The organism is Mucilaginibacter sp. KACC 22063 (genome assembly GCF_028736115.1).
GTDB lineage: Bacteria > Bacteroidota > Bacteroidia > Sphingobacteriales > Sphingobacteriaceae > Mucilaginibacter.
The window spans coordinates 3,232,089-3,245,376 of the sequence record NZ_CP117877.1; the positions used below are offsets into that span (position 1 = coordinate 3,232,089).

Consider the following 13,288-nt stretch of genomic DNA (forward strand, 5'->3'; position numbering starts at 1 on the left):
GGTTTACATGTACAACCCTGTTGCTACTTATCGCCTCCAATTTCATAAAGAATTTACGTTTAATGATTTTGAGCAGATCATCAGTTATCTGCAAAAATTTGGCGTAAAAACCATATATGCATCGCCTGTTTTTAAATCAGTACCCGGCAGTACACATGGTTATGATGGTATCGACCCTACCCAGATCAATCCTGAAATTGGCAACGACCGCCAATTAAGTGTCATCAATAAAAAGTTGAAAGAAGCGGATATCGGCTGGCTTCAGGACATTGTGCCCAACCATATGGGTGTACATGCTGACAATGCATGGCTTAATGATGTATTGGAAAAAGGTAAACAATCTGCATTCGCCAGTTTTTTTGATACAGGCTTAACCAACGATTTATACAATGATGTACGAATTATGATGCCATCGCTCGGCAAACCGCTGGATGAAGTTATTAAAGATAATGAGTTACAACTTGCTTATGAAAATAAACGCCTTGTATTTAAATATTACGACAACTATTGGCCGCTGAATATTCAATCTTATTCAAAACTGCTTTCAAATGGATTAGCTTCAGAAACAGTGCAAAAAGGTGTTAAGGCGCTTAATAAATTACAGCGTTCGACAGATACCGCAAGCTTAAGCACTAACTGGCAAAACTGGCTGAATACGCAGGCTAAAAATACCGAAATGGTTGCTGCTGTAAACGAAGCAATAGCAGCTGCAAATCAGAACCAGGAGCTTTTAACTGAACTTGCCGGTTTACAATATTACCGTTTGTGCAGCTGGCAGGAAACAGATACCAATATTAATTACCGCCGTTTTTTTACGGTTAACACTTTAATGTGTATTAACATTCAGGATGAAGCGGTCTTTACTAAATACCATAGCTTTATTAAAAAGCTGGTTTCTGACGGGACCTTTCAGGGGCTGCGGATAGATCATATTGATGGCTTGTATGATCCTGAAAAGTATTTACAAAACCTTCGTCAACTGGCAGGAGATGAAACCTACATTGTAGCCGAAAAGATATTGGAACAAGGGGAAGAACTTCCCTCCCGCTGGCCTATACAGGGAACTACAGGTTATGATTTCCTTGCACAGTTAAATAACCTGCTTACAGATTCATCGTCAGAAAAGAAATTCACTGCATTTTATAATAGGCTGACAGGCGACACCATGCCGGTGTATGATCAGATATTGCAAAAGAAGGCTTACATCCTTTTTACGCACATGCAGGGCGAGTTGGAAAACCTGACCAATTACCTGTTTAAACTTAAACTTGCAGGGAATAGCGAATTAAAAGGTATCGGCAAGAATATTTTTAAAAACGCCATTGCCCAGGTATTGATCCATTGTCCGGTTTACCGTTTTTATGGCAATAGCTTACCGCTTGTAAAAGAGGAAGCAGATGCGCTGGAAAAAATATTTACTGCCGTAATCAAGGAGCACAAAGAGCTAAAACCCGCGATTGATGCATTAGCGACGTTACTGCTCGAAAAGCCAAAAGAAGGCAACGGCAAGCTTAACGATAAGATACTGCGCTTTTACCAACGGCTGATGCAATTCTCGGGACCGTTAATGGCGAAAGGCGTTGAGGATACTTTAATGTATACCTACAATCGTTTTGTGGCTCATAATGAGGTTGGAGACGCGCCTGATGCTTTTGGTATGGATACTAAGGCTTTTCATAAACTGATGAAACAGCGCCAGAAACTTTGGCCGCTCGCTTTAAACGGTACCTCCACACATGATACCAAACGCGGGGAAGATGTACGTACACGGTTAAATGTGTTGACTGCCGTTCCGGAACTTTGGCTGGATGCTGTAAAAGAGTGGGAACAATTGGCACAGGGGGCAAATGCGCCAACACCCGGCGACCGCTATTTTATTTATCAAACCATACTGGGTGCCTATCCTATGCCCGGTCAACCCGAGGATGATTTTGCTAATCGGCTGGGCGAATACCTCACCAAAGCCTTGCGTGAGGGTAAAACCAATTCAGACTGGGCAGATCCTAATGAAGATTACGAGCAGGCAACTCTAAATTTCGCTAATAAGTTACTGGATCAGCAGGGTAGTTTCTGGCAGTCGTTTAACAACCTGTTTCCCGCCATTGCAGATCATGGTATCATCAATTCACTCTCACAGGTACTGCTTAAATTTACCTGTCCGGGTGTGCCTGATGTTTACCAGGGATGCGAACTTTGGGATTTGAGTATGGTTGATCCGGATAACCGCCGCCCGGTAGATTATGAGCTTAGGAATCAGCTTTTAAGTAAGCAATTGCCTGCTGATGTCGAAGAAAAGTTTCTTCAACTTTGGGAAAACCGGTATGACGGGCATATCAAGCTATGGCTTACCCATCAACTATTTAAGATCAGGGATCAGGAAAGCGACCTGTTTGCAAACGGAGAATATATCCCGTTGAAAATAAAAGGCGCTTACAAAGAAAATGTAATTGCTTTCGCTCGCCGGTATAAAAACCAATGGCTGATAGTGGCTGCTCCGCTATATACCGCTGCTATAACAAGCGAACAGATCAGCACCATCAATATAGATTGGAAAGACACACGTATCATATTACCGGCAGAAACGCCTGATAATTGGCAAAACCTGTTAACCCAAAAATCAGGCAGTATTAAAAATGAAAGCATTGATGTAAACACTGCTTTTGAGATAATGCCACTGGCATTGTTGATGTTTGAGCAACCAGAGAATGATCGTGGTTCTGGCATACTGATGCATATTACTTCGCTTCCTTCTGCGTTTGGCATCGGCGACGTTGGTCCTGCTGCAAAAACATTTGCAAACTTTTTAAGCACTGCCGGTCAAAAGTATTGGCAGCTGCTACCCTTAAATCCCACAGGTGCTGATCAGCAATACTCCCCTTACAGCTCAGGTTGCAGCATGGCAGGAAATGCTTTATTGATAAGCCCGATATTACTGGCTAAGGATGGCTTACTTACCGAAGCTGAACTCAGTGCGTATCATCTTCCCGTTACTGATAAAGTAGATTATACAAAGGCTGAAGAAAACAAGAAAGCAATTTTTGCTAAGGCCTGGCAAAATTTCAAATCGGGAAAGTTTCAGTCTTTAAATAAAAATTTCCAGGCTTTTTGTGAAAAAGAAGCCTTTTGGCTGAATGATTACGCCCTATATAGCGCAATAAAGCATGCTAACAATGAGCAACCCTGGTACCAATGGCCCAAAGATTTAAAAAGCCGTAATGCCAACGCAATTGTACGCGCCGAAAAACTTTACGCTAAAGAAATTAACTATTTCAAATGGCTGCAGTTTATGTTTTTCAGGCAATGGCATCAGCTTAAAAATTATTGCCATACGCTTAACATCCAACTTTTCGGCGACCTGCCATTTTATGTAAGCTATGATTCGTCGGACGTGTGGGCTAACCAGCAATACTTTGCGCTTGACAGACAAGGAAACATGACGGGCATTGCCGGGGTACCACCAGATTATTTTAGCGAAGATGGCCAGCTCTGGGGAATGCCGGTTTACCGTTGGGATATATTAAAGCAAAATGGTTACCAGTGGTGGATCAGCCGTTTGCAAAAAAATATGGAACTGTTTGATCTGTTGAGATTAGATCATTTCCGTGCATTTTCCGCATTTTGGCAGGTGCCTGCAGGTGAAACAACTGCACGTAACGGAAAATGGGTACAAGGCCCAGCCGGTGATTTCTTCAATGCAGTTAAACAGGCACTTGGTAACTTACCTTTTGTTGCCGAAGACCTCGGCGATATTGATGAACCTGTTTTTACGCTACGCGATGAGTTTGCCTTACCCGGAATGAAGGTTCTGCAATTTGCTTTTGGTGATACCATGCCGCAATCGCTTTATATTCCGCATAACTACCAGCCTAACTTTTTCGTTTACACCGGTACACATGACAATAACACAACCATCGGTTGGTTTAATCAGGATGTCAATACAGATATCATCAAGCAGATCGGCCAATACACCGGCATTGCACCTAAGCAAAAAAATATAGGCGAGATATTAATGAGGATGGCTTATGCTTCAACTGCTAAGGTTGCCATTTTACCTATGCAGGATGTTTTGGCACTTGACGAACGCTCTCGAATGAACAATCCATCGCAGCAAGGTAATAACTGGCAATGGCGAATGCTTCCCAAACTGGTAGAACCGGACACAGCCGCAGACTTGCTGCGGCTGGTAAAAATGTATAACAGGCAATAATCGTAAGAATATCAGGAGCAATAATGCTGCAAGCATGATGCTGTAATACGATAAAGGCGCGGTATAGTATGACTAACACCGCGCCTTTATAAGATTGATATCAAAAACGACTATGCCTGTTCAACAAGAACTTTTACAGGCACTACTTCCTTGATTTCCTGTAGCTTAATATAGTCTTTATAAAATTGCTTCTTAGAGTCGTTGTAGCTTTTTACAGCACCAATGGTATGCATAAATTTAATATAATACCAGGCCATATCTACCTGATGCGGCTTAAAGCCCGAACGTGCACTTTTAGGATATAAGTGGTGGTTATTATGCCACTCGCCTGCTACAATGCCCGGCCATAATTGATTAACTGACATATCATCACGATTATAGTCAACACCTTCACGGCGCTTGTCTTCACCCTTTCCGTGTCCTTCATAATTAAAGGTACGCACACCTACTGCCCAGATACCAGCAGCAGCAAATAACGAACATGCAATGGCATGGCCACCAATCAGATAAAATACGGTATACCAGAAAGCCCAGTTAAGCAATACACCTGCTATAGTATAGAACGGCCTTGCCAGTGAACCCCATTTTTGATACTGCTCATAAGAGTTTACACCTACGCCTGTATGTTTCATCAGGTTAACACATTTGCTGTAACCGTTTTCACATAATGTACGTGATATGGGCTGGTGATTTACGTCTGCCAGAAAGCAATATAAGAAACCGCCTTGTGCATTGTAAGGATCGCCCGGCTGGTCTGATTTAGCATGATGCACGTGGTGTGATACTACATATATTTCTTCAGGTATGATACGCAGTGTAAGGTTGCGGGTAACAAACCGCCAAAACTTATTTTTAAACTGGTACGCATTATGGGTACAATACCTGTGGTGCCAGATAGTACCATGTGTGCCCATTACTATCATGCCGTAAAGAAAGGCAGCGATAGCCGTAGTTAATGACATGTACTTAAAAATAAATAACAGGAAAAACGGAACAAGCATAAGAACGGTAAACCAGCTGAAAAATGGAAGCCAGTTCTTTTTGTTGCTGAACACATTAAGCCTGTTTAAAAATTCTTTTACGATCTGGCCCGAAGTAGGCTTTACCAACAGGCCATTGGCATCCTTCCAGCCGTAGGCCGGGGCTTCTAAAACGGTGTCTAAAAACGACATTTATTTGGATTTAATTGATTAATAGCGATTAATTAAGGGAGTAACCTTTGGAAAGATAAACAATTAAATTCCAAAATACGATCAAAACCTAAATGATAATATTAAGTAAACGTACCAATAATCATTTTGGTATAAAAATATATAGTTTAATATTAAAAAGCCTCTTTTTCGAAATGGCAGCGCTCGCCTTTAAGCAGTTCTACCAATGCTGAAGGGTCTTCGGGTACTTTAATATCCTCAGCGCTTTTCTTGTAACTCTGCTTTAAATCCTTTCTGAACTTAGCCTCAATAAACCTGCGCACTTGCTCACTGGTTTCCAATAATAAGCCCGGTACTTTTGCAGGTTGATTGCTTTCGTCTTTGGCCACCATTGTAAAATAGCTGGTGTTGGTGTGTTTAATCACATTTGTTTTAACGTTTTCAGACGTTACTCTTATACCTACCACTAATGATGTATTACCTACATAATTAACAGATGCCTGTAAAGACACCAGTTCCCCCACCTCTACAGGCTCCATAAAATCAACTCCATCTATAGAAGCTGTTACACAATAGTTATTGGCATGTTTTGCTGCACACACATAAGCTATTTTATCCATTAGTGACAATAGGATACCGCCGTGTATCTTTCCGCCAAAATTGGCGTAAGATGGGATCATCAGCTCGGTAAGGGTAGCCTGTGAAAGCCTTACCGGTTTAAAGTCAGTGGTTGATTGCATAAACAAATTTAAAACCTTTATGAATAATGCCTATATTTAATTTATGCCAACCTATCAACGTTATACCTCTAAAATATCATACGGCCTATGGGCACCCATCCTGTTAGTGTTTATCGCCTTTATAATTATATCTGCCTTACACGGTGATGTAATGCCCATTGTAGTAATTTCGGTTTCGGCAGGTCTCATTATCCTACCTATGCTATTCAACACCAATTATACAATTACAGATAATGTATTGAAGGTAAGATGTGGGCTAATTATTAACAGAACCATTGACATCACTACCATTAAAAGAATAAAGCGAACCGATAGCATTTTAAGCGCACCTGCATTATCAATGGACAGAATAGAGATTTTTTACAATAAGTTTGACAGCATTGTTCTTTCGCCTGATAACCGCGAAGATTTTTGCGCTGCGCTTAAGCAAATTAACCCTTCAGTTGTTATTGAAGATTAACGTGCTAAATTTAAGCCCTGTGAAATATCTACTTTATTCTTTAATATTCATTCTCCCCTTATGTGCTTCGGCGCAGGAAACTGTTGTTCAAAAAAACAGAATAACCAATCGCGTAACAGAACAAGTGACTGTATTAAAATCTGACAAGGTTACCCGCGAAGGACCTTATCAGGCATTTTTAGATAAAAAACAGCCTATAGCTGTAGGCCGGTATCAAAATAATGCGAAAGTGGGTGTCTGGAGTTTTTATACGCCTGATAACAGCCTGCTGCAACGATATAATTACACTACCAAAGAACTTATTTATGAGGGAATAGAGGACACTACCTCCTTTTGCCGTTACCTGGTTGATTATACACTTAAAGAGGGCGATAAGGTGACTAAGCCCATCCGCATTGGCGACAGGTATTATGGATACGTAAACTATCTGAAGCTGTTTAAGCTGCCTAATGATGTGCAAAATACCGGCTATGGCCCGGTACTGGCTGTAGTAGAGTTACTGGTTAGCCCCGGCGGCCGCCTCGCCGATTATGCCGTACATTTACAGGCGATGGGCTTTGATCAGAAATATCACATCAACCTCGACTTGTTAAGTGAAGAAGATAAAACGTTTATACCGGCAACGTTGAATGATAACCCGGTAACCTGCCAGATCATTATCCGCTGCGTTTTACAAAACAATGGGAAGATTGATATTGAATGGTAAAACAAAAGGCTCCGTAACTAGACGGAGCCTTTTGTTTTATTAGTGGTCGTGATGCCCGTCCGGGCCGTGCGCGTGGCCGTGTGCCTGCTCTTCAGGTGTTGCTGGGCGTACATTTAAAATAGTACCTGTAAAATGCAATTCCTGACCTGCCATAGGATGGTTAAGATCTACAATAACAGAGTCTTCAGCTACAGAAACTACCTGGCCCTGAAAACGGTTGCCCTGGTTGTCTTGTAAAGGCAAAATGCTGCCTATCTCCGGAATATCAGCTCCCTGGAACATTTCTCTTGGCAGGTTAGCTACAGCTTCATCATCATACTCACCGTAAGCATCGCCTGCTGCAAGTTTAAAATCAAAGTTATCACCAGTTGATAGTGTCGATAAATTTTCTTCAAAACGTGGCAGCATTTGCCCTGCACCATATAAGAAAGTTAATGGTTGCTCTTCTGTGGTTTTTTCTACCAGGTTTTCGGTGCCATCTTGGTCAACATACAGGTTGTAAGTTAACGACACCACGTGTTGCGGCTGGATTTTCATTTATGTTTATTTTTATAATAAATAGAATAAGTATTTAAGCGCTAATTTGTTTTAAAGCCTCGGTAACATTGTATGCCGGCAGGCCACAGGCTTTATTTTTACAGATAAAAATACGTGTACTATCACTAACTCTGTTTTGTAGTAAGGCTAAGTTCTCCTGTATACCTCCTAACATTATTTTGTTAGGAATGTAATGGCATTCCAGTTCGCGGCGCATATCCTCTGCATTTTCGCCGGTTATGGCAATTTCGTTAATGCCAAATACCTCTTCAAGCAGCAGCATTGCCCAGTTTGAATATACCGAGCCATATTTGGCCATATAAGGCATCAGGTTACGTAAAAGCTGTGCAGAAATTTCTTCGTATTTGCTATCATCAAAAAGCAGGCTCAGCTTTTTAAGGTTACGTGCCATTACCGAGTTTGATGCCGGTATAACACCATCCATAATTTCGCATTTACGTGCAATCAATTGTTCATCAGTAGCAGCGGTGTAAAAGAACATACCTTCGGCTTCATCGTAGTATTCTGCAATGGCTGCATCAGTCAATGTTTTTGCATGGTTAAGCCAGATGATATTAAAAGTAATTTCATACAGGGCGATAAAAGCATCAATTATATTGGCATAATCATCCAAAAAAGCAATGTTACTTTGCGACTGGTAAATCCGTGTCAGCTTACCTTCGTTGATCTTGTTAAGCAGGATAAATTGTGCATTTTTTAATGCCAGTGTTTTATGGTCTTCATTGCCAAAGGCGCGGTATGCATCGCAAAGCCCCTTTAACATTAATCCATTCCATGAGGCGATGATCTTAAAGTCCAGTCCCGGTCTTACGCGCGTACTGCGAGCTTCTAAAACTTTTGCTTTCAGTTCGCCTATTTTTTCAGTCAGTTGCTCAATCCCCACGCCTAATTTCGGCGCCAGTTCGGCATCAGTCTCTTTCCTGAACAGTACATTGGTTTCCTCTTCTTCCCAGTTTCCATTATCAGTAATGTTGTAGTAAATACAAAAAAGGTCTGCCTCGTCACCAAGTATTTGTTGTATGTCCTGCTTGGTAAAAGTGTAAAACTTACCTTCCACACCTTCGCTGTCGGCATCTAATGCGGAGTAAAAACCGCCTTCGGGCGATGTCAGCTCACTTTCAACAAAGGCAATGGTTTCATTAACCACCTGTTTGTATAATTCATTGGGCTGCCATGTAAAAGCTTCGGCATAAAGGCTTATTAACTGAGCATTGTCATACAACATTTTTTCAAAATGCGGAACGTGCCACTTATGATCAACCGAATAACGCGCAAAGCCGCCGCCAACATGATCATAAATACCACCGAAAGCCATTTTGTGCAAAGTGATTTTTACAACATCTGCAACACCCTCATCCTTCATCAAATAGCTGTAACGCATTAAAAACTGCCAGTTATTAGGCATAGGGAATTTAGGCGCACGGCCTGTTCCCCCCTCGGCCATGTCGAAGCTTTTGCGCCAGTTGTCAACAATCACCTGTAAATCGTTCTTACTGTACTGCGGCTGTTCGGTTACAAAATCAACCGACTCATATTGTTGTATGCCTTCCGTTAAACGCACGGCATAATCTTCTGCATCAGCCAGTTTCTCCCTGTAAAATTCAGACAGGTTTAACAGCAGGCTGATCCAATCCTTTTTTTGAAAGTAAGTTCCACCGTAAACAGGCCTTTGATCTGGCAGGCAGATACAATTTAAAGGCCATCCGCCACGTCCTGTCATTAATTGCACGGCGCTCATGTATATCTGGTCGATATCCGGCCGTTCTTCCCTGTCTACTTTAATGCAAACAAAATTGTCATTCATCACTTCTGCTACCTGCTCATCCTCAAAGCTTTCGTGCTCCATAACATGGCACCAATGGCACGCAGAATAGCCAATACTTACAATGATCAGCTTATTTTCATCCCGTGCTTTTTGAAAAGCTTCAGGCCCCCACGGATACCAGTCGACCGGATTGTTGGCATGTTGCAAAAGATATGGCGAAGCAGATGTTGACAGACGATTCATATAGTATATTATGGGTGCAATTTCGGATTAATTATATTTATTACCTAACGGATTAAATTTTACAACAAGTTAAACGGGTATTTGATTGTGCTAATGTTTGATGCACTTACCTACTTACGGACTAAAAACCTTAATTTTGCCAACCAAAAACAGGAGCAGAATTGGAGTATTTAGAGGGATTAAATCCGGAGCAGCGGGCAGCTGTTTTACAAACCGAAGGCCCGGTTATGATTATTGCCGGTGCGGGTTCGGGCAAAACACGTGTTATTACTTACCGCGTTGCACACCTTATCCGCAAGGGTGTCGACTCGTTTAATATATTGGTACTTACTTTTACCAACAAGGCTGCACGCGAGATGCGCGAGCGTATTACCCATGTTGTTGGTACCGAAGCTAAAAACCTTTGGATGGGTACCTTCCACTCTGTTTTTGCTAAAATTTTACGTGTCGAAGCAGAGAAAATAGGCTATCCAAGCAATTTTACCATTTATGATACCGACGATAGCAAAAGCGTTATCAGGGCTATTTTAAAAGAAATGAACCTGGACGATAAGCTATACAGTGCCAATATTGTATACAACCGGATTTCGGCTGCAAAAAACAACCTGATTGGCTGGCAGGCTTATCAGCAAAATGAGCAGATACAGGCCGACGATTTTTCGCAGGGCCGCGGGCAAATGGGTAAGATCTACGAAACTTATGCCACACGCTGCTATCGCTCCGGCGCCATGGATTTTGACGATCTTTTGTATAAAACTAATGAGTTGCTGAAAGACCACCCGGATGTACTGTACAAGTATCAGCTGAAATTTAAATACCTGATGGTGGACGAGTATCAGGATACCAACTTCTCGCAGTACCTGATTGTTAAAAAGCTGGCAGCCATGAATGAAAACCTTTGCGTGGTTGGTGATGATGCGCAGAGTATCTATGCCTTTCGCGGTGCCAACATCCAGAACATCCTTAACTTCGAGAAAGATTATCCGGATCTGAAAGTATATAAGCTGGAACAGAATTACCGCTCTACCCAAAACATTGTAAAGGTTGCCAACAGTATTATTGCTAACAATAAAGAGCAGCTTAAAAAGAACGTTTTCAGCGAAAAGGAAAGCGGCGATAAAATTAAGGTAATGCGTGCTTTCAGCGATAACGAGGAAGGTAAAATGGTTGCCGAAGGTATTTTGCAGGATCGTGCCAATAATGGTTTAAAGTGGAACGACTTTGCCATTCTTTACCGTACCAATGCCCAGTCGAGGTCAATGGAGGAAGCTTTACGTAAGCTGAACATTCCTTATAAGATTTATGGCGGCCTCTCCTTTTACCAGCGTAAAGAAATTAAAGATCTTATTGCCTACTTCCGTTTAACTTTTAATCCTAATGATGAAGAAGCGCTTAAACGTGTAATTAATTATCCGAAACGTGGCATTGGCGATACAACAGTTGACCGTATCATACTAAGTGCCGACCAGCATAATATTTCTTTATTCGAGGTGGTGATTAACCCATCTCAATACCTTGACGGGCGCAGTTCGGGCTCGGTAGGGAATTTTGGCACCATGATCCAGAGCTTTCAGGTAATTACTAAAAACCTATCAGCTTATGATGCCGCACTGCATATTGCCCAGCATTCGGGATTATTAAAGGATCTGTACGAAGATAAATCGGTAGAGGGCCTTAACCGTTACGAAAACATACAAGAGCTACTGAATGGTATAAAAGAGTTTTCTGAGCGTGAAGATATTGAGGAAAAAGGCCTTGATATTTTTATGCAGGATGTGGCATTGCTGACCAATGATGATAACGACAAGAATAAGGATGCCGATACAGTATCTTTAATGACGATACACAGCAGCAAAGGGCTTGAGTTTAAGCAAGTGAACGTAGTAGGCCTGGAAGAAAACCTGTTTCCTTCGCAAATGTCACTAAATTCGCGCAGTGATCTTGAAGAAGAACGCCGCCTGTTTTATGTAGCCGTTACACGTGCCGAATCTAAGCTAACTATCAGTTATGCTACCTCTCGCTTTAAATTTGGCACACTTATCAGCTGCGAACCAAGTCGTTTCCTTGATGAGATTGACCCGCAATATCTTGAACTTGACTATACAGCCAAGCCACAGCCGTCAAATAATCCGTTTAATGATGAACGTACAGCATGGTCACGCAATACATCTGGCAGTAATGAAAGCTTTTCTAAACCAAAGCCTGCATCGCAACAGGTAAAAACCACATCTATATTAGCAAAAGCGCACGTGCCGTCTGCAAACTTTGCGCCATCTGATACATCAAACCTGCAAACAGGCATGGAAGTAGAACACGAACGCTTTGGATTTGGAAAAGTTATTAATCTGGAGGGCAAACAGCCGGATATTAAAGCAACTATTTTTTTCAAAGAAATAGGGCAAAAACAACTATTATTAAAGTTTGCAAAACTGAGGATTGTAAATTAATCATCGGGAAATTTGGGGAATTTACTCCACACGCCATATATTCAACAATCCGTTTAAACACAATTAACGTACATTTAATATATGGCATTTTTTTTGGCTACGAATTAATACGCTTTCTCCATAATTAATTATCTAAATGAACGATCCAAAACGCAAAGCAAACCTATCTGTTGGTAAAAACATCCGTATTCTGCGCACTCAAAATAACTGGAGCCAGGAGGATGTAGCTACAAGATTGGGAATCTCTATTCCGGCATTTTCAAAAATTGAAACCGGTGTAACTGATGTTAATTTATCACGTCTGGAACAAATTGCTAAAATCTTTGAAGTAAGTGTTGTGCATTTACTGACACTTGATAACAGCATTATTGAACCTCAACTACTGCAAATCAATTCTATGCAGCAAAAACTGTCTGAGCGCGAAACTGAAATTGCCTCATTACAGCGTAAGGTTATTGAGCTTTACGAAGAGCTGCATACCCGTAATTCTATTGCATCCTAAATAAAATACTGTACTATAAGTGTTGTAAAAAGCTGACACTTCTAAGTACAGTATCTTATTTCGCTTTTAATCGCAAAGAAAATACTTTCACTCCTACTATATTTTTTTATCTTGATGTTGCTGTAAATCTGCTTGTTTAGAAATAAACAGTCAATTTAGTAGCTAATGGCATAGTGGTTTAATAATTGTGTCTTTAATAACACACGTTCTACCTCGAAACTATGAACTACATGATATCAATACCACATGAAAAAACTGCCGATAAGGGCACCATTCATGATCCTGACACAAAGCTTAAGGTAAAAGCATTTGACTTAAAGTCGGGTTTTAAGCCTAACAAGTCAGAGGTGCAATATTTTGTAACAGCAGGACAAAAGAAACTTGCCTTTGAAACGCAGGGATATAAAAGGCATGGCAAGTTGCTTATACTGCAAATGATCTCGCGTTATTGCATCTACCTGGGCCTGCTCGAAGCGCAGATACACTCTTCATTACCTTTTGTGAGATAA

10 protein-coding genes are annotated in these 13,288 nt (G+C 41.2%); 6 read left to right on the top strand and 4 right to left on the bottom strand.

The genetic code is table 11. The annotated features are described in order from the left end of the window. Positions 1 to 7 precede the first annotated feature (7 nt). Complete coding sequence (gene treY, locus PQ461_RS13885) at positions 8 to 4,207, top strand: malto-oligosyltrehalose synthase (protein WP_274206124.1); 4,200 nt, start codon at positions 8 to 10, stop codon at positions 4,205 to 4,207. Positions 4,208 to 4,317: 110 nt separating this feature from the next. Here the strand turns inward: treY and PQ461_RS13890 are convergent, their stop codons facing one another. Continuing rightward, a complete protein-coding gene (locus tag PQ461_RS13890; protein WP_274206125.1) occupies positions 4,318 to 5,379 on the bottom strand; it encodes a fatty acid desaturase in 1,062 nt (353 codons plus the stop codon). 152 nt (positions 5,380 to 5,531) lie between these two features. After that, on the bottom strand, positions 5,532 to 6,098 hold the full coding sequence (locus tag PQ461_RS13895; protein WP_274206126.1) for an acyl-CoA thioesterase: 567 nt from the start codon (positions 6,096 to 6,098) through the stop codon (positions 5,532 to 5,534). Positions 6,099 to 6,141: 43 nt separating this feature from the next. On the opposite strand from PQ461_RS13895, the gene PQ461_RS13900 reads away from it, so the two are divergent. Further along, positions 6,142 to 6,558 carry a PH domain-containing protein gene (locus tag PQ461_RS13900; protein ID WP_274206127.1) on the top strand — a complete coding sequence of 139 codons (417 nt, stop codon included), beginning with the start codon at positions 6,142 to 6,144 and terminating at the stop codon, positions 6,556 to 6,558. A 19-nt stretch (positions 6,559 to 6,577) separates the two neighbouring features. Then, complete coding sequence (locus PQ461_RS13905; RefSeq protein WP_274206128.1) at positions 6,578 to 7,264, top strand: toxin-antitoxin system YwqK family antitoxin; 687 nt, start codon at positions 6,578 to 6,580, stop codon at positions 7,262 to 7,264. Between the two features lie 39 nt (positions 7,265 to 7,303). Here PQ461_RS13905 and PQ461_RS13910 read toward each other — a convergent pair whose 3' ends face one another. Both PQ461_RS13910 and PQ461_RS13915 read right to left on the bottom strand, forming a co-directional pair. After that, complete coding sequence (locus PQ461_RS13910) at positions 7,304 to 7,801, bottom strand: FKBP-type peptidyl-prolyl cis-trans isomerase (RefSeq protein WP_274206129.1); 498 nt, start codon at positions 7,799 to 7,801, stop codon at positions 7,304 to 7,306. 34 nt (positions 7,802 to 7,835) lie between these two features. After that, positions 7,836 to 9,830, bottom strand: coding sequence for a thioredoxin domain-containing protein (locus PQ461_RS13915; protein WP_274206130.1), 1,995 nt, complete (start codon positions 9,828 to 9,830; stop codon positions 7,836 to 7,838). 161 nt (positions 9,831 to 9,991) lie between these two features. Here PQ461_RS13915 and PQ461_RS13920 point away from each other — a divergent pair, with 161 nt between their 5' ends. From PQ461_RS13920 to PQ461_RS13930, 3 genes are all read left to right on the top strand, one after another. Further along, positions 9,992 to 12,277: an ATP-dependent helicase gene (locus tag PQ461_RS13920; protein WP_274206131.1), complete on the top strand. Its 2,286-nt coding sequence runs from the start codon at positions 9,992 to 9,994 to the stop codon at positions 12,275 to 12,277. A 136-nt stretch (positions 12,278 to 12,413) separates the two neighbouring features. Then, positions 12,414 to 12,779: a helix-turn-helix domain-containing protein gene (locus PQ461_RS13925; protein WP_274206132.1), complete on the top strand. Its 366-nt coding sequence runs from the start codon at positions 12,414 to 12,416 to the stop codon at positions 12,777 to 12,779. 221 nt (positions 12,780 to 13,000) lie between these two features. Next, positions 13,001 to 13,288, top strand: a complete 288-nt coding sequence (locus PQ461_RS13930; protein WP_274206133.1) for a hypothetical protein — start codon at positions 13,001 to 13,003, stop codon at positions 13,286 to 13,288.

Bases quoted from the DNA above. Each gene is read 5' to 3' on its own strand.
- treY (WP_274206124.1), top strand. From the start codon at position 8: ATGTACAACCCTGTTGCTACTTATCGCCTCCAATTTCATAAAGAATTT.
- PQ461_RS13900 (WP_274206127.1), top strand. From the start codon at position 6,142: ATGCCAACCTATCAACGTTATACCTCTAAAATATCATACGGCCTATGG.
- PQ461_RS13915 (WP_274206130.1), bottom strand. From the start codon at position 9,830: ATGAATCGTCTGTCAACATCTGCTTCGCCATATCTTTTGCAACATGCC.
- PQ461_RS13930 (WP_274206133.1), top strand. From the start codon at position 13,001: ATGAACTACATGATATCAATACCACATGAAAAAACTGCCGATAAGGGC.
- PQ461_RS13895 (WP_274206126.1), bottom strand. From the start codon at position 6,098: ATGCAATCAACCACTGACTTTAAACCGGTAAGGCTTTCACAGGCTACC.
- PQ461_RS13925 (WP_274206132.1), top strand. From the start codon at position 12,414: ATGAACGATCCAAAACGCAAAGCAAACCTATCTGTTGGTAAAAACATC.
- PQ461_RS13890 (WP_274206125.1), bottom strand. From the start codon at position 5,379: ATGTCGTTTTTAGACACCGTTTTAGAAGCCCCGGCCTACGGCTGGAAG.
- PQ461_RS13910 (WP_274206129.1), bottom strand. From the start codon at position 7,801: ATGAAAATCCAGCCGCAACACGTGGTGTCGTTAACTTACAACCTGTAT.